This window comes from Streptomyces sp. NPDC005648, from assembly GCF_040605395.1.
In the GTDB taxonomy this organism is placed as follows: domain Bacteria; phylum Actinomycetota; class Actinomycetes; order Streptomycetales; family Streptomycetaceae; genus Streptomyces.
Map to the genome: position 1 here is coordinate 1 of NZ_JBEXCS010000048.1, position 24,386 is coordinate 24,386.

At 70.9% G+C, this 24,386-nt stretch carries 23 protein-coding genes and 2 tRNA genes; 14 read left to right on the top strand and 11 right to left on the bottom strand.

What is annotated here, in order from left to right; genetic code table 11:
* The first annotated feature begins 155 nt into the window (after positions 1-155).
* Positions 156-365 (top strand): hypothetical protein, encoded by a 210-nt coding sequence (locus tag ABZT17_RS25630; RefSeq protein ID WP_356351929.1) that lies wholly within the window; start codon positions 156-158, stop codon positions 363-365.
* A gap of 1 nt (position 366) precedes the next feature.
* Here ABZT17_RS25630 and ABZT17_RS25635 read toward each other — a convergent pair whose 3' ends face one another.
* Both ABZT17_RS25635 and ABZT17_RS25640 read right to left on the bottom strand, forming a co-directional pair.
* Complete coding sequence (locus ABZT17_RS25635; protein ID WP_356351930.1) at positions 367-1,734, bottom strand: AarF/ABC1/UbiB kinase family protein; 1,368 nt, start codon at positions 1,732-1,734, stop codon at positions 367-369.
* A complete protein-coding gene (locus ABZT17_RS25640) occupies positions 1,727-2,995 on the bottom strand; it encodes a TOMM precursor leader peptide-binding protein (RefSeq protein WP_356351931.1) in 1,269 nt (422 codons plus the stop codon). The genes ABZT17_RS25635 and ABZT17_RS25640 overlap by 8 nt, the downstream gene beginning before the upstream one ends.
* Before the next feature lie 281 nt (positions 2,996-3,276).
* On the opposite strand from ABZT17_RS25640, the gene ABZT17_RS25645 reads away from it, so the two are divergent.
* The 4 genes from ABZT17_RS25645 to ABZT17_RS25660 all read left to right on the top strand — a co-directional run bounded on the left by ABZT17_RS25645 (position 3,277) and on the right by ABZT17_RS25660 (position 7,165).
* Positions 3,277-3,873, top strand: coding sequence for a M48 family metallopeptidase (locus ABZT17_RS25645; protein WP_356351932.1), 597 nt, complete (start codon positions 3,277-3,279; stop codon positions 3,871-3,873).
* A gap of 123 nt (positions 3,874-3,996) precedes the next feature.
* On the top strand, positions 3,997-5,700 hold the full coding sequence (locus ABZT17_RS25650; RefSeq protein WP_356351933.1) for a TerD family protein: 1,704 nt from the start codon (positions 3,997-3,999) through the stop codon (positions 5,698-5,700).
* An 11-nt stretch (positions 5,701-5,711) separates the two neighbouring features.
* Positions 5,712-6,392 (top strand): AIM24 family protein, encoded by a 681-nt coding sequence (locus ABZT17_RS25655; protein WP_356351934.1) that lies wholly within the window; start codon positions 5,712-5,714, stop codon positions 6,390-6,392.
* A 17-nt stretch (positions 6,393-6,409) separates the two neighbouring features.
* Positions 6,410-7,165 (top strand): AIM24 family protein, encoded by a 756-nt coding sequence (locus tag ABZT17_RS25660; RefSeq protein ID WP_356351935.1) that lies wholly within the window; start codon positions 6,410-6,412, stop codon positions 7,163-7,165.
* A gap of 69 nt (positions 7,166-7,234) precedes the next feature.
* Here ABZT17_RS25660 and ABZT17_RS25665 read toward each other — a convergent pair whose 3' ends face one another.
* Positions 7,235-7,756: an NUDIX hydrolase gene (locus ABZT17_RS25665; RefSeq protein ID WP_356351936.1), complete on the bottom strand. Its 522-nt coding sequence runs from the start codon at positions 7,754-7,756 to the stop codon at positions 7,235-7,237.
* Positions 7,753-9,210, bottom strand: a complete 1,458-nt coding sequence (locus tag ABZT17_RS25670; protein WP_356351937.1) for a zinc-dependent metalloprotease — start codon at positions 9,208-9,210, stop codon at positions 7,753-7,755. The genes ABZT17_RS25665 and ABZT17_RS25670 overlap by 4 nt, the downstream gene beginning before the upstream one ends.
* 192 nt (positions 9,211-9,402) lie before the next feature.
* Here ABZT17_RS25670 and ABZT17_RS25675 point away from each other — a divergent pair, with 192 nt between their 5' ends.
* From ABZT17_RS25675 to ABZT17_RS25690, 4 genes are all read left to right on the top strand, one after another.
* A complete protein-coding gene (locus ABZT17_RS25675) occupies positions 9,403-10,515 on the top strand; it encodes an SDR family oxidoreductase (protein WP_356351938.1) in 1,113 nt (370 codons plus the stop codon).
* A gap of 132 nt (positions 10,516-10,647) precedes the next feature.
* A complete protein-coding gene (locus ABZT17_RS25680) occupies positions 10,648-11,109 on the top strand; it encodes a molybdenum cofactor biosynthesis protein MoaE (RefSeq protein ID WP_356351939.1) in 462 nt (153 codons plus the stop codon).
* 167 nt (positions 11,110-11,276) lie between these two features.
* A complete protein-coding gene (locus ABZT17_RS25685) occupies positions 11,277-11,441 on the top strand; it encodes a hypothetical protein (protein WP_356351940.1) in 165 nt (54 codons plus the stop codon).
* A 53-nt stretch (positions 11,442-11,494) separates the two neighbouring features.
* Positions 11,495-12,592: a PDZ domain-containing protein gene (locus ABZT17_RS25690; protein ID WP_356351941.1), complete on the top strand. Its 1,098-nt coding sequence runs from the start codon at positions 11,495-11,497 to the stop codon at positions 12,590-12,592.
* A 72-nt stretch (positions 12,593-12,664) separates the two neighbouring features.
* On the opposite strand, the gene ABZT17_RS25695 is transcribed toward ABZT17_RS25690, so the two are convergent.
* Positions 12,665-13,207, bottom strand: coding sequence for a PPA1309 family protein (locus ABZT17_RS25695; RefSeq protein WP_356351942.1), 543 nt, complete (start codon positions 13,205-13,207; stop codon positions 12,665-12,667).
* 166 nt (positions 13,208-13,373) lie between these two features.
* On the opposite strand from ABZT17_RS25695, the gene ABZT17_RS25700 reads away from it, so the two are divergent.
* From ABZT17_RS25700 to ABZT17_RS25715, 4 genes are all read left to right on the top strand, one after another.
* The gene (locus ABZT17_RS25700; RefSeq protein WP_356351992.1) at positions 13,374-16,343 is read left to right on the top strand and encodes a UPF0182 family protein; all 2,970 of its coding nucleotides are present in this window, start codon (positions 13,374-13,376) and stop codon (positions 16,341-16,343) included.
* A gap of 43 nt (positions 16,344-16,386) precedes the next feature.
* Positions 16,387-16,460: transfer RNA gene (locus ABZT17_RS25705), tRNA-Met, on the top strand.
* Between the two features lie 206 nt (positions 16,461-16,666).
* The gene (locus tag ABZT17_RS25710) at positions 16,667-18,487 is read left to right on the top strand and encodes a tetratricopeptide repeat protein (RefSeq protein ID WP_356351943.1); all 1,821 of its coding nucleotides are present in this window, start codon (positions 16,667-16,669) and stop codon (positions 18,485-18,487) included.
* Positions 18,488-18,555: 68 nt separating this feature from the next.
* A tRNA-Met gene (locus tag ABZT17_RS25715) sits at positions 18,556-18,629 on the top strand.
* Positions 18,630-18,800: 171 nt separating this feature from the next.
* Here ABZT17_RS25715 and ABZT17_RS25720 read toward each other — a convergent pair.
* From ABZT17_RS25720 to hisN, 3 genes are all read right to left on the bottom strand, one after another.
* On the bottom strand, positions 18,801-19,217 hold the full coding sequence (locus ABZT17_RS25720; protein WP_356351944.1) for a Fur family transcriptional regulator: 417 nt from the start codon (positions 19,215-19,217) through the stop codon (positions 18,801-18,803).
* A 119-nt stretch (positions 19,218-19,336) separates the two neighbouring features.
* On the bottom strand, positions 19,337-19,735 hold the full coding sequence (locus ABZT17_RS25725; protein WP_356351945.1) for a CBS domain-containing protein: 399 nt from the start codon (positions 19,733-19,735) through the stop codon (positions 19,337-19,339).
* Between the two features lie 161 nt (positions 19,736-19,896).
* A complete protein-coding gene (gene hisN, locus ABZT17_RS25730) occupies positions 19,897-20,697 on the bottom strand; it encodes a histidinol-phosphatase (protein ID WP_356351946.1) in 801 nt (266 codons plus the stop codon).
* 175 nt (positions 20,698-20,872) lie between these two features.
* Here hisN and ABZT17_RS25735 point away from each other — a divergent pair, with 175 nt between their 5' ends.
* Positions 20,873-21,481 (top strand): helix-turn-helix domain-containing protein, encoded by a 609-nt coding sequence (locus tag ABZT17_RS25735; protein WP_356351947.1) that lies wholly within the window; start codon positions 20,873-20,875, stop codon positions 21,479-21,481.
* A gap of 45 nt (positions 21,482-21,526) precedes the next feature.
* Here the strand turns inward: ABZT17_RS25735 and ABZT17_RS25740 are convergent, their stop codons facing one another.
* The 3 genes from ABZT17_RS25740 to aroA form a co-directional block, all read right to left on the bottom strand.
* Positions 21,527-21,850, bottom strand: coding sequence for a multidrug efflux SMR transporter (locus ABZT17_RS25740; RefSeq protein ID WP_356351948.1), 324 nt, complete (start codon positions 21,848-21,850; stop codon positions 21,527-21,529).
* Positions 21,851-21,947: 97 nt separating this feature from the next.
* Positions 21,948-22,958 (bottom strand): ribosome small subunit-dependent GTPase A, encoded by a 1,011-nt coding sequence (gene rsgA, locus ABZT17_RS25745; protein ID WP_356351949.1) that lies wholly within the window; start codon positions 22,956-22,958, stop codon positions 21,948-21,950.
* Between the two features lie 11 nt (positions 22,959-22,969).
* Positions 22,970-24,298: a 3-phosphoshikimate 1-carboxyvinyltransferase gene (gene aroA / locus ABZT17_RS25750; RefSeq protein WP_356351950.1), complete on the bottom strand. Its 1,329-nt coding sequence runs from the start codon at positions 24,296-24,298 to the stop codon at positions 22,970-22,972.
* Positions 24,299-24,386 lie beyond the last annotated feature (88 nt).

Sequence of the window (24,386 nt, forward strand, 5' to 3'; positions counted from 1 at the left end):
GTTGGCCGGTGCAACGGGCGTGTTGGTGGTGCCGGGGGCGGCGGTCACCCTGATCTCGCTCGGCGGCAGGCAGCTGAGCCGGTCCGTTCGCACGGACCGGCCCCCGCGGTGCGTTGTGCCCGCCGGCCGGTCCCGTGCGGAGTTATCGTCACCGGGTGACGAGTCTTGACGGAGGCAGCACCGATCCGGGCTCCCCGACCGAGCCGCGGCCCCTGGTGTGCGCCCGCTGCGGCACCCGGGCCGACGTTCCACAGCCCACCTGGACGTTCTCCGTGGAGAACGGCGTCCGCCAGTACATCTGCGACACCTGCTCCCGGGAGAACCTCAGGGCGATCGAGGGGCGGCTGGACTCGGCCTGGTGGTAGGTCAGGCCTCCGCGGCCGACTCGCCCTCGGTGTACTCCTCGGGCACGAACCCCGGCAGCCACTCCTCCAGTTCCTCGCGCAGCCGTACCGTCGCGCCCAGCTGGCACAGCACACCGATCGTGCTCAGGGTCACCCGGTGTATCAGGAGGTAGGCGGGCGGCAGGTTCAGCTGCTTGCCCAGCTGGTAGGCGGGGGAGCGGGGGTCGGCGATGCGGGCCGCCTGGCTGCGCATCCAGCCGCGGGTGAAGGTGAACTCGTCGGCCCGGGCCGGCTCGATGATCGGCAGCAGATAGTCGAGGACGGCCGCCGGGTCCAGCTCTATGGAGTCCTTGACGAAGCCCTCCTCGCGGAGGAGTTCGTAGACGGACTCCGCCTCCCCTTCGATGGTCATCCGCAGGGAGTCGCCGATCGGGGCCGGCAGTCCGCCGGGGAGCCGGTCGACGGTGCCGAAGTCCAGGACGCCGAGCCGCCAGTCGTCCTCGCCGTCCGGGCCGCCGGGCAGCAGACGGAAGTTGCCGGGATGCGGGTCGGCGTGCAGCAGGCCGGTGCGAGCCGGGCCGGAGAAGAGGAAACGGGCCAGGAGCTGACCGGCGCGGTCGCGCTGCCCGGTGGTGCCGTCGGCGATGATCTCCGAGAGCGGGACGCCCTCCATCCACTCCGTGACCAGGACCTGGTCGCACTGGTGGACCACCGCCGGCACCACCACGTCCGGGTCGTCCGCGAACTCCTCGGCGTGCGCCTGCTGGGCCTGGGCCTCCAGGCCGTAGTCGAGCTCCTCGGAGACCCGGTCCTTGAGCTCCGTGATCAGCGGCTTGATGTCCATGCCGGGGATGAGTGGGCCCAGAAGGCGGGCGAAACGGCTGAGTTGGTTCAGATCGGACAGCAGGGCCTCGCCGGCTCCCGGGTACTGCACCTTGACCGCCACCTCGCGGCCGTCGTGCCACACCCCCCGGTGCACCTGGCCGATCGAGGCCGCCGCGGCCGGCTTGTCCTCGAACTCCAGGAACAGGTCCTTCCAGCTTTCGCCGAGCCGCTGGCCGAGCACCCCGTGCACGGTGCGCGTCGGCATCGGCGGGGCCGCCTCCTGCAGCTTCGTCAGGGCCGCACGGTAGGGGCCCGCGACCTCCTCCGGCAGGGCCGACTCGAAGACGGACAGGGCCTGGCCGAACTTCATCGCCCCGCCCTTGAGCTCGCCGAGCACCTTGAACAGCTGCTCCGCCGTGCGCTGTTGAAGCTCGCGGCCGACGATCTCCGCGGACTCGCCGACGATCCGCTTGCCCAGTCCCCAGGTCGCCCGCCCGGCGAAGCCGAGCGGGAGCGCGGCCAGCTTGGCGGTCCGGGTGACCGCCTTGCGGGGAAGATCAGACATGCGCCCTCCAAGTCCCTGCCGGCCGCGCCGTGTCTGCCTTACGGCACAACTCCTTCGGCGACCGCTGCACTGCCATTGTCTCGTGCGAACCCGCGTCCTCGGCGATGTGTTCTCCCTTACTTACCTTCTCCGCCGCCCCGCACGGGCATGCCGGATGCGCCCAGACCGGCCGGGCATGCCAGTTCAGACCGGGCAGCGAGACCTCCCAGCGGGCACCCGCGGTCGCCGGGAGACGGCCGTCGAGGAACGCGAGCGCGTGGGCCGCCGCCAGCCCGGCGACCGTGGTGGCCAGCGTCAGGTCGCAGGGCCGCACCTGTGGTGACCGGCCCGCACCCGAGCGCCACTGGGTGACCAGGCGGGGCCAGGCCGGATCCCGGTCCGTGCGCCCCTCGTGCAGACAGCCCGCGCAACCCGTCTCGCCGGGCAGGACGAGGGGGCCCACGACGCCTGTGGCCTCCACCACACCGGCGTACAGATGCGGAGTGCCCGAGGTGACGAGGGGTTCGGCGGCGGACGGGGCCGGTGCGTGGACGGAGACGTCGTCGCGCGGGGCCAGGATCACCAGCGAGAAGCCGGGGTCGCCGTCCCCGGACGGCGTCGTGGAGGTGCGGCGCGGTCGGCGGTCCGGAGCGGCGCGGCGCACGGCCTGGCGGGCGGCCTCGTCCCGGCGGGCGCCGATCGACTCCGCGGGCAGCCCGCCCGGGGTGACGTCCCATCGCTCGACCCGGCCGATGTCCCGGACGTCGACCTCGCCGACCCCCGCGGCCGCCAGCAGCGAGGCCAGCAGCGCGCCCACCCGGCCCGCACCGCGGACCTGCACGCGCAGTGCCCGGCGGGCCGCCAGACGCCCCATCGCCTCGCCCGGCTCGGCGGTGAGCACGGACAGCGAGGCCAGGTCGGGACGCAGGCGGTCGAGGACGTCCTTCTTGCCGCGCAGGGCGTCCGCGGCCGGACCGCCTCCCTTCGCGTCGTCCAGCAGTCCGGCCCGCGTCAGCCGCCCCACCAGCTTGTCGACATGCCCGTCGGGCAGATCCAGGCGCCGCCCCTCCTCGCGCAGCAGCGGCAGCCCCCGGGTGCCGTTGAGCAGATCGAGGAAGCCGCCGGTCGCCGGATCCATCGGACCCAGGGTCATCGCGTGCGCCGGAGTCATCCCGAACTGCACCGTGTTGAGATCCCGCCAGCCACGCCGGAGGGCGGGCTTCACCAGCGGAGCGACCGGGCTCGTCCCGTCCGCCGCGCACGTCGATTCCATCGCATCCATGAACAGGCCCCCGTAACCCTGAGAGATCGTCCCCGTCGGCCGGTGAGGATGCGGTCGGTGACCACTCGGTCGGTGACCGGCCGGCGATCGGTCGATGGTCGGTCGACGGGCGATCGCGGCTTCCCCGGCGAGACCCAGCATGCCCGGACCCGACCACGGGCGCCGAAAGTTGTCCACAGGCGACGGGTATTCGTCGTACAAATCAAACGCTCGGTGGGGGATCGAGACGGAACCGTCCGGGAGGCGGGACTTCCCCCGTGTGCAGCGGGTAACGTCGGGGCGTGCCCGCCGACCCACTGCACAGCGCCGGAATGCCACAGCGCAGCACGACGAGCCAGCCGCCGAGCGGCTCGGGGGCGAGCGCGATCGAGGTTCGCAGGAGCGCCCGGCGACGCCGGACGGTATCCGCGTACCGCGAGGGCGATCGCACCGTCGTACTCATCCCTGCCCGGATGTCCGAGGCGGAGGAGCAGCGCTGGGTCACCGTCATGCTCGACAAGCTGGCCGCCCAGGAGAGCAAACGGGTGCTGGGCGACACCGAGCTGGCCGAGCGCGCCGAGCGGTTGTCCGCGCAGTACTTCGACGGCCGGGCCCGGCCCACCTCGGTGCGCTGGGTCACCAACCAGAACACCCGCTGGGGCTCGTGCACCCCGTCCGAGGGCAGCATCCGCCTCTCGCACCGGCTCCAGGGCATGCCGGAATACGTCGTCGACTACGTCCTCGTGCACGAGCTGGCACATCTGCTGGTGCCGGGCCACGGGCCCCGTTTCTGGCGGCTGTTGGAGGCCTATCCGCGTACCGAGCGGGCCCGGGGCTATCTCGAGGGAGTGGTCGCCGCGGAACGGTTGCCGCACCTTCCCGGCGCTCGCGAGGAGTGACGGCCACTTCCGGCCACGCCCGCGTGTTGTGTACCGGGTCTGTACCGGCTTCATGCGATGTCGGAGTTTGCCGTTAGCCTGGCGCGACGCACTCGCATTCGGGATGGGGGACGGTCGTTACGCATGGCCAGGGAATTCCAACGCGGCCACAAGGCCAGGATCAGTGACCTCACCGCGGGCACGGATCTGTACGTAGGCGTGCAGATCAGCGGCCCCGGACTGACGTTCGACATCAGCTGCTTCGGCCTCGACGCCGACGAGCGGCTCTCGGACGACCGCTACTTCGTCTTCTTCAACCAGCCGAAGTCCCCCGAGGAGTCCATCCAGCTCCTCGGCACCCAGGCGGGTGACACGGAGTCCTTCCGGATCACGCTGGACAGGATCCCGCCACAGATCCAGAAGCTGTCGTTCACGGCGACCATCGACGGCGCCGGCCAGATGTCGCAGGTCGCGCCCGGATACCTCCGGATCGTCGCGGGTGGCGAGGAGGTGGCCCGGTATGCCTTCAACGGCTCGGAGTTCACCACCGAACGGGCCGTGATGCTGGGCGACTTCTATCTGAAGGACGTCTGGCGGTTCGCGGCCGTGGGCCAGGGCTTCGACGGTGGCCTGGAAGCGCTGCTGAAGAACTTCGGCGGCGAGGTCATGGAGGAGGCGCCCGCAGCGCCCGCCCCGCAGCAGCCGCAGTCCGGCGCCGCCCCCGGCTTCGCACCGCCCGTCCAGACCGGCGCGCCCCCCGCGTTCGGCGCCCCGGCCGCCCCGGCGCCCGCGCCCGTCCCCGCTCCGGCCCCGCAGGGCTTCGCGCCCCCGCCGGGCGCGACTCCGCCCCCGCCCGGTGCTCCCGCGCCCGTCCCGAACGTGCACGCCGCGCCCACAATCGTCGCGCCCATGGCCCCGCCCGGCGGCGCTTCCGTACCGCCTCCGGGACCGGCGCCCACCCCGTACGGCCAGCCGCCGCAGCAGCAGCCGTACGGACAGCCGCCCGGCCAGACGGCCCCGCCACCGCCCGGATACGGCCAGCCGCCGGCGCCGCACGTCCCGGCCCCGCCGCCGGGATACGGCCAGCCGGCCGCGCCCCCCGGCTACGGTCAGCAGCCGCCCCTCGGCCAGGTCCCGGGGCAGCAGCCCGGTGGCTACGGCGTCCCGCAGGGCGCTCCCCAGGGCGGTGCCGGAGTGACCGCCGCGCTGTCGATGTTCAAGGAGACGCCCACCGGGCAGCGCTGGACCCTGCAGAACAGCAAGCTCGTCCGCGTCGACCTCGGCATGGGCGGCCAGCCCGTGCTCGCCCGTCAGGGCAGCATGGTGCTCTACCAGGGCAAGGTCGACTTCGGTTACAAGGGCGCGGGCTTCGCCGGCCGGATCGTGGGCAACGCGACCGGCCAGGAGATGCAGCTGATGCGCTGCACCGGCCAGGGCCAGGTGTTCCTCGCCGAGAACGCCACCTATCTGCACCCCATCGAGCTCCAGGGCGACGCGATCTGCGTGTCCGCCGAGAACGTCCTCGCCTTCGACGAGAGCCTTCAGCACGAGGTCCGGCGCATCGAGGGACACGGCATCCCCGGGGGCGCGCTGTTCACGATGCAGTTCCAGGGGACCGGCACGATCGTCGTCAAGACGCACGGCACGCCCGTGGTGCTGCCCGTGACGCCGACGACGTTCGCCGACGCCAACGCCGTGGTCGCCTGGTCGGCCGCCTCCCAGGTGATCGTCTCCAGCCAGGTCCGGATGCGGCGCAACGCCTATCCGGGTGACACCGGCGAGAGCGTCAACCTGCAGTTCCGGGGCGCCCCCGGCAACTTCATCGTCGTCCAGCCGTACGAGGTCTGAGGGAGCCCGTCATGTACCAGCCGCTCGCGGGCTACGCCCCCGCACCCGTCACCACCCGCATGGAGAACCACGGCGACCACATGCTCAAGGTCGCCATGCAGAGCGGACAGGACCTCTTCGCGCGCGTGGGGTCCATGATCGCCTACGAGGGTTTCATCCAGTACGAGCCCAACCCGCCGGCCGTGCGCCAGATCGCCCGGGACTGGATGACCGGCGAGGGCGCGCCCCTGATGAAGTGCTCCGGTGACGGACTGCTCTATCTCGCCGACTACGGGGCCAACGTCGTCGTCATCAACCTCAACGGGGACGGCATCTCCGTCAACGCGACCAACCTGCTCGCCTTCGACGCCCACCTCACCTGGGGGGTGGAGCGGGTCAAGGGGCTCGCGAAGTTCGCCGGACAGGGGCTGTGGAACACGAAGATCTCCGGGCAGGGCTGGGTCGCGCTGACCTCCCGGGGCAAGCCGATCGTCGTCGACTGCGGCGGCGGCGAGGACGAGACCTACGTCGACCCCGACGCGCTCGTCGCCTGGTCCCCGAACCTCAAGGTGAAGGGCAAGCGCAGCTTCAAGGCGCAGTCGCTGATCGGCCGCGGCAGCGGCGAGGCCTACCAGATGGCCTTCTCCGGTCAGGGCATCGTCGTCGTCCAGCCCAGCGAGGACAGCACCGACCGCCTCCGGTTCCGGGGCTGAGGGGGAGCCAGAACGTCATGCAGAGTCCGCTTTTCGCCTTCAACGACTCGCAGTCCCAGGACCGCTACAGCCTGCAGAACAAGCAGCTGCTGCGGGTCCTCCTGGAGGGCCACGACGACATCCTGGCCCGCAAGGGCACCATGGTCGCCTACCAGGGGCTCGTCGAGTTCGACGCCGAGTACCAGAGCAACCAGCAGGCGCGCGCGCGTGCGTACACCGGCGAGGGCCTCAGCCTGATGCGCTGCCACGGGCAGGGCACGGTCTACTTCGCCAACCTCGCCCAGCACATCCATGTGGTGGACGTGGAGCAGGACGGCCTTACCGTCGACAGCGGCTACGTCCTCGCGATGGACTCCTCGCTGCACCACGAGGTCATCGCCGTCGACAGCCTCTACGGCATCTCCGGGTCCGGGAAGTACCAGCTCAACATCACCGGCCGCGGCAAGGTCGCCCTGATGACCTCGGGCGCGCCGCTGATGATGCAGGTCACGCCGGACAAGTACGTCAACTGCGACGCCGACGCGATCGTCGCCTGGTCGACCGGGCTGCGGGTGCAGATGCAGGCGCAGACGCACTCCTCCGGGGTGTGGCGCCGCCGGGGCAACACCGGTGAGGGCTGGGAGCTCAGCTTCATGGGCAGCGGTTTCGCGCTGGTCCAGCCGAGCGAGCTGCTGCCGCCGCAGAACGCCCAGATCGGGTCGGGCCTCGCCGCCCAGTACGGCATGGGGCAGCACGGAGCCCGGGCGCAGAACCAGGGGAACGTCTGGAGCTGACGCTCCCGAGGACAGAGGCAGAGGTAAGGGGCGCCCGCCAGTGCGGGCGCCCCTTACCCATGACCGGGCTCAGAGCCTGGCGCGGGTCGCCTCCAGCAGTCGTACGACCGAGTCGTCCGCTACGGCCGCCACCTCGTCGTACGCGAACCAGCGCAGGTCCAGGGACTCGTCGCTGATCTCCTGGACCGCGTCCGGTGGGGCCAGGACGGCGTACTGGACGTCGAAGTGCCAGTGGCAGGGGGCCGGGATGGGGTGCCGGTCGAGGCGGACCGGGCCGCCCGGCAGCAGTGCCAGCCCACGCACGCCCGACTCCTCGGTGGCCTCCCGCAGGGCCGCCGCCTCCACCGAGGTGTCCTGCGGCTCGCAGTGGCCGCCCATCTGGAGCCACATCCGGAGCTTCTTGTGGAGGGTCAGCAGCACCCGCCCACGCGCCGGATCGATCACCAGGGCGCTCGCTGTGATGTGGCCCGCGTGACAGGCCTTCCACATGCCGTCCGAGTGGGCCGCCAAATGGTCCAGATAGGCCTGACGCAGCTCTTCCTGGTCCTCGTAGCCCTTCAGGACGAGGACCGCGTCGTCGTACAGGCTCACTCGGTGTCGTCGCCCTTGCCGTCGTGCTCGGTGTCGTCCTTCTTGAGGTTCGGCTTCTCGGTGGAGCCGCCCGCCGCCTCGCCCAGCATCTTGTCCAGCTCGGAGAAGTCCAGCTGCTCGCGGTGGACGAAGCCGTCCGGGTCGTCCAGGTCGGAGGCGGTGGGGAGCATGTCCGGGTGGGACCACAGGGCGTCGCGGCCGTCGACCCCGCGCGCGTCCGTGAGCGAGGCCCACAGACGGGAGGCGTCGCGCAGGCGGCGCGGGCGCAGCTCCAGGCCGATCAGCGTGGCGAACGTCTGCTCCGCCGGGCCGCCCGTCGCACGGCGGCGGCGCAGCGTCTCGCGCAGCGCGTCCGCGGACGACAGCCGGGGCTTCGCGGCCGCGTGGACGACCGCGTCGACCCAGCCCTCGACGAGCGCCAGGGCCGTCTCCAGACGGGCCAGGGCCGCCTTCTGCTCGGGCGTGTCCTCCGGCTGGAACATGCCCTGCTGGAGGGCGTCCTGCAGCTGCTCGGGGTTCTGCGGGTCGAACTGGCCGACCACGTCCTCCAGCTTGGCGGTGTCGACCTTGATGCCGCGCGCATAGCCGTCGACCGCGCCGTAGAGATGCGAGCGCAGCCACGGCACATGGGCGAAGAGGCGCTGGTGGGCGGCCTCGCGCAGGGCGAGATACAGCCGCACCTCCTCCTTGGGCACTCCCAGGTCCTTGCCGAAGGACTCGATGTTCACCGGCAGTAGCGCGGCCTTGCCGGCCGGGCCCAGCGGCAGGCCGATGTCGGTCGAGCCGACGACCTCGCCCGCGAGCACACCCACGGCCTGTCCGATCTGCGTGCCGAACATGGCACCGCCCATCGAACGCATCATGCCGATCAGCGGGCCGGCCATGGCCTGCATCTCCTCCGGCAGGACATCGCCCATCGCCGCGCCGACCCGCTCGGCGACCGGGTCGACCAGCTCCTGCCACGCGGGCAGGGTCGCCTCGACCCATTCCGCGCGCGACCACGCGACGGCGGAGCCGGCGCCGGAGGGCAGCGAGGTGGCGTCGTCCAGCCACAGGTCGGCCAGGCGGACGGCCTCCTCGACCGCGGTGCGCTCGGCCGGGCCGACGCTCGCGTCCTTCGTGCCGTCCGACGTGCCCTGGGAGACCGTCTGGCGGGCGATCTGCTTGGCCATGTCCCAGTTCACCGGGCCGCCCTCGTAGGAGAGCATCTGGCCCAGCTGCTGGAAGGCGGCGCCCAGGTCGGTGGGGTTCAGCGAACCGAACATGGCAGCGAGCGGATTGTCGGCGCCAGGACCGCCCGGGCCGCCAAAGCCCCCGGCGCCGGGCAGCCCGCCGAAACCGAACGGGTTGGCCGGGCCCTGACCACCACCGCTCTGCTGGTCCTTCTTCTTGCCCTCGTCGCCGTCTTCCGGCTCCTCCGGCGGAAGGCCGAATCCGAATGGGGTGTCACTCACGGGATTCCTCGGCTGGTAAGGCCGCCGGTTGTCTCCGACGGCACGGCTGCCCGATAACACCACCCAGCCTAGACACCATGGGCGGTTCGGGCCTCGGTGCTTCGCCGACTCCTGGCCTGCGGCAGGATGGATGCCACCTGGTACGGACGCGTCACTCGCGTTCTTACTGAAGACAACCGCTGGAGACGCCCGGTGAGTTCCCCAGATCCGCAGGTTCGCGCAGCGCGAAACGAAGCAACCCCGCCGACGGTGCGCGGTCCCGTCGTGGCCGTCACCGGCGCCGCGACCGGCGTCGGAGCGCTGCTCACCGAGCGGCTCGCCGCGTCGGAGGAGGTCAAGCAGGTCATCGCCATCGACGAGCGGCGCGGCGAGTGCGCGGCGGCGCAGTGGCACATCCTCGATGTACGGGATCCGGCCATCGCGGACAAGCTGCGCGGGGCCGACGTGGTGGTCCATCTGGCCCTGGACCTCGATCTGGAGACGGACGCGGCCGCCCGAACGGCTTACAACGTGCGGGGGACGCAGACCGTCCTGACGGCCGCCGCGGCGGCCGGGGTCCACCGGGTCGTGCTGTGCACGTCCTCCATGGTGTACGGGGCGCTGCCGGACAACGAGCTGCCGCTGTCGGAGGACGCCGAGCTGCGCGCCACGGCCGAGGCCACCGGTGTGGGTGACCTGCTGGAGATCGAGCGGCTCGCGCGCCGCGCGCCCCGGGCGCACCCCGGGCTCAATGTCACCGTCGTGCGCCCCGCGGTGCTGGTCGGAGGCACCGACACCGCGCTGACCAGGTATTTCGAGTCGCCCCGGCTGCTCGTCGTCGCCGGGTCGCGGCCCGCCTGGCAGTTCTGCCATGTCGAGGATCTGTGCGGCGCTCTGGAGTACGCCGTCCTGGAGAAGGTCGAGGGGGAGCTCGCGGTCGGGTGCGAGGGATGGCTGGAGCAGGAGGAGGTCGAGGAGCTCAGCGGGATCCGGCGGATGGAACTGCCGTCGGCGGTCGCGCTGGGCGCGGCGGCCCGGCTGCACCGGATCGGGCTGACCCCCTCGCCTGCCGGGGACCTCGCCTACACGATGTACCCCTGGGTGGTGAGCGGGAGCCGGCTGCACGACGCCGGGTGGCGGCCGCAGTGGACCAACGAGGAAGTGCTCGCAGAACTGCTCGAAGAGGTCTCCGGGAGGCACACGGTTGCCGGACGGCGGCTGGGCCGGAAGGACGCGACCGCGGCGGGGGCCGCGGGGGCGACGGTCGCTCTGCTGGGCGCGGCGGCCGTGGTGCGGCGGGCGCGGAAGGCCCGGCGGCGCATCTGAGGCGGCGACCGCGGACCGACACGGCCCGGTGCCTCCGGGGTCCGGGTCGGGGCGCGCATCCCGCGACAGGGCGGCCACGCCTGTAGGAAAGTTCAGTTCCGGGTTGTCGGACCCGTGCGGCACGATGGACGTATGGCACCTACCCATGATCACCCCGGCGAGCTGGCCGCCGACGAACCCATCAAGCTCCTCTCCATCCGTGAGACCGCGCTCTCGCTCGACGAGGTCTTCCGGGCCGTCGGGGACGACGCGGCCGGAGGGACCGCGCTGTTCGTGGGGACCGTGCGCAACCACGACGGGGGCGCCGACGTCGACCGGCTCGGGTACTCGTGCCACCCCAGTGCCGAGGCCGAGATGCGGCGGATCGCGGAGAAGGTCGTCGCGGAGTATCCCGTGCGGGCGCTGGCCGCCGTGCATCGGGTGGGGGACCTGGTGGTCGGGGACCTCGCCGTCGTCGTCGCCGTCTCGTGTCCGCACCGCGGGGAGGCCTTCGAGGCCTGCCGCAAGCTGATCGACGACCTCAAGCACGAGGTGCCGATCTGGAAGCACCAGACCTTCTCGGACGGTACGGAGGAGTGGGTCGGCGCCTGCTGAGTCTCTCCGTCGGCGCCGGAGGAGATCCCTCGGCCGGCGCCTGGTGAGGTCCCTCGGTCGGCCTCCGGTTGCGTAACCGCACCCCTGGCGTGAGCGTTGTCAGTGCGGATGGTTAGTCTGCTGATCAGTCAGTTCTTGAGGTGGCTCACCGGGGTTGGGAGGTCGGCGTGGGTGCGCTCGTCTGGTTGTTGATTCCCCTGATCGCCGGGATCGCCGCCGGTCTGTGGGGAAGCTGGGCCAACCGGACCCGGAAGATCCGCAGCGACGGACCCGAGCTCGACGGGTACGCGCGCTTCCGCGAGGCCATGGACAGGACCCACTCCGGCACCTGACCAAGAGGTGGGCCTGACGGTCCGCCGACAGGGGCGTCCCGTACTGTCATGGCATGCCACGCCGCACCGCGACGATGCTCGCCTCCACCCTGATGCTGATCGCGCTCCTGTGCGCGGGAGTGTTCATCCCCGTGCCGTACGCGGAGATGTCGCCCGGACCGACGGTGAACACGCTCGGGGACCACGACGGCGAGCCGGTGCTGCAGATCTCGGGGCGCAAGACCTACGCGACCAGCGGGCATCTGAACATGACCACGGTCAGGGTCACCAGCGCCGACTACCGGATGAACCTCGTCGAGGCCGTCTACGGCTGGCTCGCGCACGACAACAAGGTCGTGCCCCACGACACGCTCTACCCGGACGGCAAGACCGAGGAGCAGTCCACCCAGGAGAACGCCGAGGAGTTCAGCCAGTCCCAGGAGAGCGCCAAGGTGGCCGCCCTCAAGGAGCTCGGCATCCCGGTGAAGTCCTGGGTGATCGTCTCCACCGTGGTCAAGGACTCGCCCGCCGAGGGCAAGCTGCACGCCGGGGACGTCATCAAGGCCGTCGACGGTACGACTGTCAAGGAGCCGACCGACGTCGCCAAGCTGGTGACCAGACACAAGCCCGGTCAGGACGTCGTCTTCACCGTCGTGCCCGCCAAGGAGCAGGCCGCCGCGGAGAAGGCGCACACGACGGCGACCAAGACGCAGAAGGTCACGATCACCACGGCCACGTCCGACGACAGCGGTGCGAAGCGGGCCATCGTCGGGATCTCGGCGGGGACCGATCACACCTTCCCGTTCACCGTCGACATCAAGCTCGCCGACGTCGGCGGGCCCAGCGCCGGTCTGATGTTCTCGCTCGGCATCTACGACAAGCTCACCCCGGGCAGCCTCACCGGCGGCAAGTTCGTGGCCGGCACCGGCACGATCGACGACAGCGGCAAGGTCGGGCCGATCGGCGGCATCGAGATGAAGACGGTCGGCGCGCGCAGCAAGGGTGCCCAGTTCTTCCTGACCCCGTCGGAGAACTGCGCGGCCGCCGCCAAGGACACCCCGAGCGGGCTGAGGCTGGTCAAGGTGAACACCATCGCGGACGCCCTCGCCGCGCTGAAGGACATCCGCGGCGGCGACACCGACGCCCTGCCGAAGTGCACGACCAAGGGCTGACGAGCGGGTCCGGTACGACGACGGGGGCGCCCTCGCAACCCAGGGGCGCCCCCGGAGCCGTACCCGAGGAGATCAGTCCTCGAAGGTCGCCGTCAGGGCCTCGGCGAGGCCGGGGACCAGGTCGCCGCCCGTGAGGACCTCCGTCGGGGTGTCCTTGTCGCGCAGCCTGAGGGCCGACTCGCGGGTGCCGTCGCGCAGGACCGCCACCGTCATCCGGACCTCCTGACGGTCCGGGTGCTCGGCGACCCAGCGGGCGAGCTTCTTCTCGTTCAGGCCCTCGGGGACCTGGGCCTCCGCGGACGGCGGCAGCATCAGGCGCTCCACCGTGAGCGCGCAGCCGGCCACCGCGTCGGGCCAGGCGATGGTGCCGAGGAACTCGTCGAGCGGCTTGCCCGCCGGGATCTCGTCCTGCTCGATCGGGGTGAGACCGGTGGACTCCTGTTCGTTTTCCAGCCCGAGCTGGGCCGCGAGAGCGGGTTCCTGGGTCCGCAGCCGAGCGGTGTCGACCAGGGCGAAAAGGCGGGCGGGCTGGTCCCAGCCGAGGCCGGAGGCGTACTCGTCGATCTCGAGTACGGCCCGGGTGAGCGGGCTCGCTGCCATGGGGGTGTTGGACATGGTCACAATCCTGCCTCGTTCATGGCCGGAATCGGGAACCGAGTAAACGGTGAGTAAGTTGCATAGGTGTGGGCCCGCGATCACGGGGGGCCACGGAGGGGCTCACGAACACGCGGGGGCCTGACGAACCGACAGCGACTTCGAGGTGCGCACCTTGGCTTTCCAGATGCCGGACCGCGGCGGAGGCCCGACGGGGCCACGGATCAGAGTGGGCCGCCCGTCCCGGCGTGTCCGGACCCTGCTCATGACACTGGGTGTCCTCGCCGTGCTCGGCATGGCGTTCACCATGTTCGCGGGCTTCTGGACGGACTGGCTCTGGTACCGGTCGGTGCACTACTCGTCCGTCTTCACGACCACGCTGTGGACCAAGATCGGGCTGTTCTTCGTCTTCGGCCTGCTCATGGCCCTCGCCGTCGGCCTCAACATCTGGCTGGCGCACCGGCTGCGGCCGCCGCTGAGCGCCATGTCGATGGAGCAGCAGAGCCTCGACCGCTACCGGATGGGCATCGCGCCGTACAAGAAGTGGCTGCTGCTCGGGATCACCGCCCTGGTGGGCCTGATCGCCGGCGCCTCGGCGTCGAGCCAGTGGCGGACCTGGCTGATGTGGGTCAACGGCGTGCCCTTCCACCAGAAGGACCCGCAGTTCCACCTAGACGTCTCCTTCTACGCGTTCGACCTGCCCTGGTACCGCTTCCTGCTCGGCTTCGGCTTCGCAGCCGCGATCCTCTCCCTGATCGCCGCGGCGCTCACGCACTACCTGTACGGCGGCCTCCGGGTCACCAGCCCGGGTGCCCGGGCCACCGCGGCAGCGACCGGTCATCTCTCGGTGCTGCTCGGCATCTTCGTGGCCCTGAAGGGGGTCGCGTACTGGCTCGACCGGTACGGCCTCGCCGTCAAGTCCAGCGACTTCAAGGCGACCGACAACTGGACGGGCCTCAGGTACGTCGACGCGAACGCGTACCTGCCCGCGAAGACCATCCTGTTCTGCATCGCCGTCATCTGCGCGCTGCTGTTCTTCGCCACCCTGTGGCGTCGCACCTGGCAGCTGCCCGTGATCGGCTTCGGTCTGATGGTGCTCTCGGCGATCCTGATCGGCGGGCTCTACCCGGCGATCGTGCAGAAGTTCCAGGTCCAGCCGAACGAGCAGGCCAAGGAAGCCCCGTACGTCCAGAAGAACCTCAAGGCGACCCGCGAGGCCTACGGCATCGACGACACCAAGGTCAGCGACTACTCGGGCACCAGCAAGACCACGGACAAGACCAAGCTGCGCGACGACGTCGACTCCACGGCGAGCATCCGCATCCTGGACCCGAACGTGGTCTCGCCGACGTTCCAGCAGCTCCAGCAGATCAGGAACTACTACGGGTTCCCGACCAACCTGGACGTCGACCGCTACACCAACGACGGCAAGGTCCAGGACACGGTCATCGGTCTGCGCGAGCTGAACCTCGCCGGCATCCCGAAGAACAACTGGATCAACGACCACTTCCGCTACACCCACGGCTACGGCGTCGTCGCCGCCAAGGGCACCGACGCGGACGCCAACGGCCAGCCGGTCTTCACCGAGTCCGACCTGCCCTCCACCGGTGATCTCGGGGAGTACAAGCAGCAGATCTACTACGGCGAGAAGACGACCACGTACTCGATCGTCGGCGGTCCCCAGAAGGAGATCGACTACTCCGACGACAGCGGTGAGAAGACCACCAGCTACAAGGGCAAGAGCGGCGTCAACCTCGACAACCCGATCAACCGGGCGGCGTACGCGGTGGCGTTCAGCGAGCCGCAGATCCTCTACTCCGGGGCGATCGGCAAGGGGTCGCGGATCCTGTACAACCGCACGCCCAAGGAGCGCGTGGAGGCGGTGGCGCCCTGGCTGACCATCGACGGCGACGCCTATCCCGCGGTGGTGGACGGCCGTATCCAGTGGATCGTCGACGCGTACACGACGACCAACGGATACCCGTACGCCTCCCGTACGACCCTCGGGGACACCACGGCCGACTCGTTGACCGCGAGCAACAACTCGCGTGCGGTGGTGGCCCAGCAGAACCAGGTCAACTACATCCGCAACTCGGTGAAGGCGACCGTGGACGCCTACACCGGCCAGGTCAAGCTCTACCAGTGGGACACCGAGGACCCCGTCCTGAAGACCTGGATGAAGGCCTTCCCGCACACGGTCGAGCCGAGGACCGCCATCTCGAAGTCCCTGATGGACCACCTGCGTTACCCGCAGGACCTGTTCAAGGTCCAGCGCGAGCTGCTGACCCGGTACCACGTCACCAACGCGCAGACCTTCCTCACCGGCAGCGAGGTGTGGCAGGTGCCCAACGACCCGACGAACCAGTCGGGCAACGCGGTGCCGCCGTACTACCTGAGCATGAAGATGCCGGACCAGTCGGCACAGACGTTCTCGCTGACGACGACGTTCACACCGAACGGGCGTGACAACCTCAGCGCGTTCATGTCGGTCGACGCCGAGGCGGGCTCCAGCGACTACGGCAAGATCAGAATCCTGAAACTGCCGACCAGTACGACGGTCGACGGACCCAAACAGGTGCAGAGCCAGTTCAACTCCGAACAGGACATCGCCGAGTCGATCAAGCTGCTCAAGGGCGGCGACTCCGACATCGAGTACGGCAACCTGCTGACGGTGCCCCTCGACGGAGGACTGCTGTACGTGGAGCCGGTCTACGTACGCGGTGGTGGACTCAAGTACCCCCTCCTGCGCAAGGTGTTGGTGAGCTACGGCGACAAGACCGCGTTCGAGGACACGCTCGACCAGGCCCTCAACAAGGTCTTCGGAGCGGAGAGTTCGACCACCCCGCCACCGGACACGGGGACGACGACCCCGCCGCCGACGTCGGGCAACCCGACGGTCCAGCAGGCCCTCGACGATGCCCAGAAGGCCTTCGACGCCGGCCAGGCGGCCCTGAAGAAGGGGGACTGGAAGGCGTACGGCGAGGCCCAGAAGGACCTGGAGGCCGCGCTCAAGCGGGCCGAAGAGGCACAGTCCAAGGCCGGCAAGACCAGTGGTGGCAGCGGCAACAAGGGCACTGCCACCCCGAGTCCGAGCACCAGCCCCAGCAGTAGTCCCAGCAGTAGTCCGAGTCCCAGCGGGAGTTCGGGCAGCGGCTGATCAAATGCCCCTCCCGCGTCGTGATACGGTTGCTGCACAACGACGCGGGGTGGAGCAGCTCGGTAGCTCGCTGGGCTCATAACCCAGAGGTCGCAGGTTCAAATCCTGTCCCCGCTACTGAAGTCGAAGGCCCGGATCCAACCAAGGATCCGGGCCTTCGTGATGTGCGAACGCATGTGCCGACGTGGGGGATGCCCGTGCCGCCGTGGACCGTGGGGGGAACTGTGTTTGACTTGTCTCTCTGTGGGCATGTCGACAAAACGCTGAAGTGACCTCACTGGCTGCGGTATACCAGGTGTACCCAGGTTGCAGGTGGTGCGACGATGGACGTTATGGGGGACAAGGCAACTCTGTTCGAGACAGGGCGATTTGTGCAGCCTTCCGCCGGGCCGGACGAGGCCGAGGCAGGGGAGGCTGCCGAGCAGGCTGCCGAGGAACTGCGTCACCGGCTCGCCGCGGAGGCCGGCGACGTCGAGGCGATGAGTGTCCTCGGGGCCCTGCTGCTGCGCCGTGGCGACCTCGACGGAGCCGAACCCCAGCTGCGTGCCGCCACCGCGGCCGGTGACCGTGCCGCCGCCAACAACCTGGGAGTCCTGCTCCATCAGCGCGGATACCCCGACGAGGCCGCCGGATGGTGGCGGATCGCCGCCGTCGCCGGGTCGGCCGCGGCCGCGCACGCGCTCGGGCGGCACCACCGCGAGCGCGGGGACGAGCCGGCCGCCGAGTACTGGCTGCGCCAGTCCGCCGAACAGGGACACGCGCTCGGCGCGTACGCGCTCGCCGATCTGCTGGAGCACCGCGGGGACGCCGGGGCCGAGGAGTGGATGCGGGCCGCGGCCGAGCGGGGGCACCGGGAGGCGGCGTACCGGCTGGCCCGTGCGCTCGATCGCAAGGTGGCCGGTCTGGAGGAGGGCGGGTCCGACAACGGTGTCGAACTGCTGGGCCGGGCCGAGCAGTTCTACCGGCAGGCAGCCGCGCGCGGGCATCGGCGGGCCGCGCTGCACCTCGGGGCGATCCTGGAGAAGCGCGGTGAGCTCAAGGAGGCCGGGCGCTGGTATCTGACCTCCGCCAAGGACGGCGAGGCGCGCGCCGCCTGCGCGCTGGGGTTCCTGCTGCGGGACGCCGGCGACACCGAGAGCGCCGCCGTGTGGTGGCTGCGCGCCGCCCAGGACGGGGACGGGAACGCCGCCAACGCGCTGGGCGCCCTGCACGCCGAGCGCGGTGAGACACAGACCGCCGAGCGGTGGTACCGGGCGGCGATGGACGCCGGGGACGACAACGGTGCGTACAACCTCGGGCTGCTCTGCGCGGAGCAGGGGCGGACCGCGCAGGCCGAGCAGTGGTACCGGCGTGCCGCGTACGCGGGGCACCGGGAGGCGGCCAACGCGCTCGCCATCCTGCTGCTGCAGGGCGGGGACGCGACCGGGGCCGAGCCGTGGTTCTCCAAGGCCGCGGAGGCCGGGAGCGTGGACGCCGCCTTCAACCTGGGGATTCTCTTCGCGGGGCGGGGCGAGGACGAGGTCGCGCTGCGGTGGTACGGGCGTGCCGCCGCCGCCGGACACAGCGAGGCGGCGCTGCAGGTCGGTATGGCCCGGCTGCGCGACGGCGACGAGCAGGCCGCCGAGCGGCATCTGCGCTGTGCCGCGGGGGGCGGCAGCGCGGAGGCGGCGTACCGGCTGGCGACCGTGCTCGACGCACGGCGGCCGCCGGAGCCCGCGCATGAGCTGGGTGAGGTGCTGCACGAGAAGACCGAGTGCGAGGAGTGGTACGAGCGGGCGGCGACGCAGGGGCACCGGCGGGCGCAGGTCCGGGTCGGGATGATGGCGGCGGCGCGCGGGGACGTGGTCGAGGCGGCCCGGTGGTACCGGGTGGCGGCCGAGGCCGGGTCCCGTAACGGCGCCTTCAACCTGGGGCTGCTGCTGGCCCGGGAGGGCAGCGAGCCGGAGGCCGCCGTGTGGTGGACTCGGGCGGCCGACGCCGGGCACGGGCGGGCGGCGCTGCGGCTGGCCCTGGTCTACACGCGGCAGGGGGCTCTCGCGGAGGGACAGCGGTGGGCGGACAGGGCGGTTTCCCTGGGCCCGGCGGAGGTTTCGGAGCGCGCGGCCCGGTTGCGCGACGCGCTGCGCGAGGAGCTGTCCGCCTGAGCGTGAGCGGGGGTTCGAAAAGCGATTTGCTTCCTGTCGCGCCCTTGACGTAACGTTGCGTTCATCGACGCGGGGTGGAGCAGCTCGGTAGCTCGCTGGGCTCATAACCCAGAGGTCGCAGGTTCAAATCCTGTCCCCGCTACTGAAGGCCGAGGGCCGGAATCCAGAAATGGGTTCCGGCCCTCGGTGTTGTGCCCGGTAGATCCGGCCCTCGATACCGTGTGCCGGGGCGCAGCATGTCTGTAGACGGCGCGAAGCCCCGGCGCCCGTGGGGGCCGGGGCTCTCGCGATGGGTGTTACGACGTTACCGCCGTTACGCTGCCGCGCAGTTCGGGCAGACGCCTCGGTAGGTGACCTCGACGTCCGAGACGGAGAAGCCGAAGCGTTCCGAGTCGGGGAGGTCGGCGAGCGGGTTGCCGGTCGGGTGGACGTCCTTGATGGCGCCGCACTGGGCGCAGACCAGGTGGTGGTGGGGTGTGTGGGCGTTCGGGTCGTAGCGCTTGGCCCGCTTGTCCGTGGCGACCTCGAGCACCTCGCCGAGGGAGACCAGTTCGCCCAGCGTGTTGTAGACGGTCGCCCGGGAGATCTCGGGCAGCTTGGCGACGGCCCGGGCGTGGACCTCGTCAGCCGTCAGATGGACGTGCTCGCCGTCGAGAACCTCGGCCACGACGCGCCGCTGCGCGGTCATCCGCCATCCGCGTCCGCGCAGCCGTTCCAGAAGGTCGCTCATACGGTCCAGCCTAACAGAAGGGGACCAGGTCGCGAACGGGTTTGACTTTAGACTGCGTCTAATGCGAGCCCTTGCCCGGGTCGGTGGGCGCCTTCTCTCCTTGTTCCGGTGAGTGTCTTCTAGTGGGAGAGGGCCACCTGCTGACGGGCCGGGGCCCAGCAGCGGATGATGTCGCGGACCGAGACGATGCCCACGGTCTCGCCGTGGTCGAGGACGATCAGATGGCGGAAGCCGCCGTGGGCCATGGCGCGGGCCGCCTCCTCCAGGGTCCAGGACGGGGCGGCGAAGACGACGTCGTTGGTGGTGTGGGCGTGCGCGCGCTCGGTGTCCGGGCTCTGACCGAGGCCGATCGAGTTGAGTACGTCGCGTTCGGTGAGGATGCCGATACCGCCGGCGTCGGGGTCCAGGACCACGGCCGCGCCCACCCGGCGGGCGGACATCAGCGCGGCTGCCTGGCGGAGGGTGTGGGCGGGGCCGATGGTGAGGACCACGGTGCTCATGGCGTCGCGGACGAGCATGGGTTCGAGCCACCTCCTAGGGGAATCCGGAGCGATAGTTCATGGATTCACAAATTCACAAGTGGGGCGACTCTCAGAGTGACAGGTAAAGCGGGGGTCAACAAGGGGGTGCGCGCAGCCAATTGAGGGCGTGCGCGCTCATCTGTGTCTTCTCTGCGCGCTCAGTAGCGCTGGTTCACATACCCCAGCAACTCGTCGTGCAGCAGGCCGTTCGACGCCGCCGCGTTGCCGCTGTGGGGGCCCGGGCGGCCGTCGAGGCCGGTGAAGGTGCCGCCCGCCTCGGTGACGATGATCGCGTTGGCGGCCATGTCCCAGAGCGAGAGCTCCGGCTCGGCGCAGAGGTCGACCGCGCCCTCGGCGACCATCATGTACGGCCAGAAGTCGCCGTACGCGCGCGTGCGCCACACCTCGCGGGTGAGGTCCAGGAAGCCGTTCAGCCGGCCCTGCTCCTCCCAGCCGGAGAGGGAGGAGTACGCGAAGGAGGCGTCCGAGAGTCTGCCGACCTGTGAGACCCGCAGCCGGGAGGCGGAGGTGAGGCTGCGGCCGGTGAAGGCGCCGTGGTCCTTGGCGGCCCACCAGCGGCGGCCCAGCGCGGGCGCGGAGACCACGCCGACGACGGGCTGGTAGCCGCCCTCGGCCGCCTCCATCAGGGAGATCAGGGTGGCCCAGACCGGGACGCCCCGTACGTAGTTCTTGGTGCCGTCGATCGGGTCGATCACCCAGCGGCGGGGGCCCGTGCCCTCGATGCCGTACTCCTCGCCGAGGATCGCGTCACGGGGGCGGGAGCGGTGGAGGTGGCCGCGGATGAGTTCCTCCGCCGCCTTGTCCGCCTCGCTGACCGGCGTCATGTCCGGCTTGGTCTCGACCTTGAGGTCCAGCGCCTTGAAGCGCGCCATGGTCGTCGCGTCGGCCGCGTCCGCGAGAACGTGGGCGAAACGGAGGTCGTCGAGGTAGTCCGGCATGGAACGAACGCTATCCGCCATGGTCGGGGCGTTGCTAGCGGGCCTTGCTCACGGTTTGGCAGCAGCTTGACGGCACACGGTGACCGAAGGGCGCCGTCGCGCGCGCCCGCGAACCCTTGACAGTGCCCCTGTGCGCGTCAAATCTGGGCGCAGAGCCGCTCGCCCCAGGGAGGCGATGATGCCTGCAGCGCGGGAATCCCTACTGGACGCCGCGTACACGGCGCTGGCGCGCCGGCCGTGGTCCGCCGTACGGATGGTGGACGTCGCCGCGGCGGCCGGAGTGTCCCGGCAGACCCTCTACAACGAGTTCGGCAGCAAGGAGGGGCTCGCCCGGGCGCTGGTCAGAAGGGAGGCCGACGGCTATCTCGCGGGGGTGGAGCGTGCGCTCGCCACCCACAGCGACGCCCGCGAGCGGCTGACCGCGACCGCCGAGTGGACGGCGTCGGCCGCCCGGGAGAACGCGCTCGTACGGGCCATGCTCACCGGGTGCTGGAGCGAGCGCCTGCCCTCGCCGACGCTCTCCGCCGTCCCGTCCTCCTCCGCCGTACCGGCCCAGCGCCGCGCCGACGGCCCGCTGCCCTCGCCCGGTGACTTCGTGGCGCTGGTCCGGGACCGGGCGGTGGCCGTGCTGTCGGGACCCGCGGCGCACAAGGCGGACACGGCCGATCTGGCCCGCTCCTGCGAGCTGGTGGTGCGGCTGGCGCTGTCCTGCGTGGCCGCGCCGCCGGGAGAGGGCGGCGTCGGAGAACTGGTCCGCACGGCCCTGCCCCGCCAGACGGTGTGAGCGCCCGCTGCCGTCACAACCCACCGGGACGGAACACCCGGGACCCTAGTGCGCCGAGCCCGAGAGTTGCAGGCCGATGACTCCGATGATCACGAAGCTGATCGAGACGATCTTCAGGGTGGAGACCAGGTCACCCAGGAAGATCATGCCGTAGATGGCGGTGCCGGCCGCGCCGATACCGGTCCAGACGGCATAGGCGGGGCCGACGTCGAGTTTCTTCAGGGAGAGGGTGAGGAGACCGAAGCTGCCCAGGGCGAAGACGCAGAACGCGATCGTCGGCCACAGTCGGGTGAAGCCGTGGGAGAGCTTGAGGCACACGGCGAAACCCGTTTCGAGCATCCCGGCCACCACCACCAGCAGCCACGCCATGTGCTGTCCTCCCGTATGTCCGGCTCGGTGCGATTATGCACTTACCTGACTCGGGTACCGCCAAACAACGCCGTGGTCAGTAGCCCCTGACGTCCGCTCAGTCGCCTTCCCTGCGCTCCCGCGTCGCCAGCAGCCGGCGCAGCGAGTAGAGCCGGGCGGGGTCCGCGTGGCCCTCGGCCACCCACTCGTCCAGCGCGCAGTCCGGCTCGTCGTGACTGCACGCGCGCGGGCAGCCCTCCGTGCCGGGCACCAGGTCCGGGAAGGCGTGGATGACCCGGGACGGGTCGATGTGCGCGAGGCCGAAGGAGCGGACACCAGGGGTGTCGATCACCCAGCCGTCCTCGCCGTCGAGGGGGAGGGCGAGGGCGGAGGTGGTGGTGTGCCGGCCGCGGCCGGTCACCGCGTTGACATGGCCGGTGAGCCGGCGGCGGTCCTCGGGGACGAGCGCGTTGACGAGGGTCGTCTTGCCCACGCCCGAGTGGCCCACGAACGCCGTGATCTTGCCGTCCAGTTCCGCCCGTACGCGGTCCGCCGCGTCGCCGTTCTCCAGCTCCTCGCGGCTCGTGACCACGTACGGGATGTCCAGGTCGCCGTAGAGCTCCAGAAGCTTGTCGGGTGGGGCCAGGTCGGACTTGGTCAGGACGAGCAGGGGGGTCAGACCGCCGTCGTAGGCCGCCACCAGGCAGCGGTCGATCAGACGGGGGCGGGGCTCCGGGTCGGCCAGGGCCGTGACGACGGCCAACTGGTCGGCGTTGGCCACCACCACCCGCTCGTACGGGTCGTCGTCGTCCGCCGTGCGGCGCAGCAGCGAACTGCGCTCCTCGATGCGGACGATGCGGGCCAGGGTGTCCTTCTTGCCGGACAGATCGCCGACGAGCGCCACCCGGTCGCCGACCACCGCCGCCTTGCGGCCCAGCTCGCGGGCCTTCATCGCCAGCACCGTCCGGTCCTCGACCAGACAGGTCAGCCGGCCGCGGTCGACGGTGAGGACCATGCCCTCGGCCGCGTCCTCGTGCGCGGGACGGATGTTCGTACGGGGTCGGGTGCCCTTGCGGTTCGGGCGGCTGCGGATGTCGTCCTCGTCGGTGTGCTTGCCGTAGCGGCGCATCTCCTACGCCCCTAAGCCCCGTCGCTCCCGAGCATCCCGGTCCACAGGTCGGGGAAGTCCGGCAGGGTCTTCGCCGTGGTCGCCACGTTCTCGATCTGTACGCCCTCCACCGCCAGGCCGATGATCGCGCCGGCCGTCGCCATGCGGTGGTCCTCGTAGGTGTGGAAGATCCCGCCGTGCAGCCGGCGCGGGCGGATGTGCAGGCCGTCGGCGGTCTCGGTGACATCACCGCCGAGCTCGTTGATCTCCTTGGTGAGCGCGGCCAGCCGGTCCGTCTCGTGCAGGCGGAGATGGGCTACGCCGCGGAGCGTGGAGGGGGAGTCGGCCAGGGCGGCCACCGCGGCGATACCGGGGGTCAGCTCGCCGACCTCGCCCAGGTCCACGTCGATTCCATGGACGGCACCCGAACCGGTGAACTCCAGGCCGTACTCGGTGAGTTCGCAGGAACCGCCCATTTCGGTGAAGATCTCCCGCAACCTGTCGCCGGGCTGGGTGGTGCGGGCGGGCCAGTCGGGGACGACCACCTTGCCGCCGGTCACCAGGGCGGCGGCGAGGAACGGCTGGGCGTTCGACAGGTCCGGCTCGATGGTCAGGTCCCGGCCCAGCAGCGCGCCCGGCGTCACCCGCCACACGTTCGGCTCACCGCCCGACTCCGGCGTGTCCACCTGGGCGCCGACCGCGCGCAGCATGTCGACGGTCATACGGATGTGCGGGAGCGAGGGCAGGGAGCCGCCCACATGGCGGACCTCCACGCCCTGGTTGAAGCGGGGGCCGGAGAGGAGGAGGGCGCTCACGAACTGGGACGACGAGGAGGCGTCGACCTCCACCGGGCCGCCGTCCAGCGCTCCGCCGCCGAACACGGTCAGCGGCAGCGCGCCCCGGCCGTCGTCGTCGATACGGGCGCCGAGGACGCGGAGGGCGTCGATGACGCCGTGCAGGGGGCGCTCGTAGGAGCGGGGGTCGCCGTCGAAGCGGATCTCGCCGTCGGCGAGGGCGGCGACGGGGGGCAGGAAACGCATCACCGTGCCGGCGTTGCCGACGTCCACCGTGGCCGGGCCGTGCAGGCCGGTGGGGAGGACGCGCCAGGTCTCGCCGGTGCCGTCGGGGCCGATCCCCTCCTCGATGTCGACGCCCATCGCGCGCAGGGCGCCCAGCATCAGCAGGGTGTCGCGGGAACGCAGGGGGCGGCGCAGCCAGCCGGGCTCGCTGGCCAGCGCGGCCAGGACCAGGGCGCGGTTGGTGACCGACTTGGACCCCGGGACGTGGACCGTCGCGTCGACGGCTCCGCTCGCGGTGGGGGCGGGCCAGAGGGCGGGGTTCGTGGCGGGGTTTTGGGCCATGGGTTCACTTTATAAGGGGGGTGGGCACATCGTTTTGAAGGTGCGGCGCGGTGAGGGCTGCTCGCGCCCCGCGGCGGAGCCGCTCCTG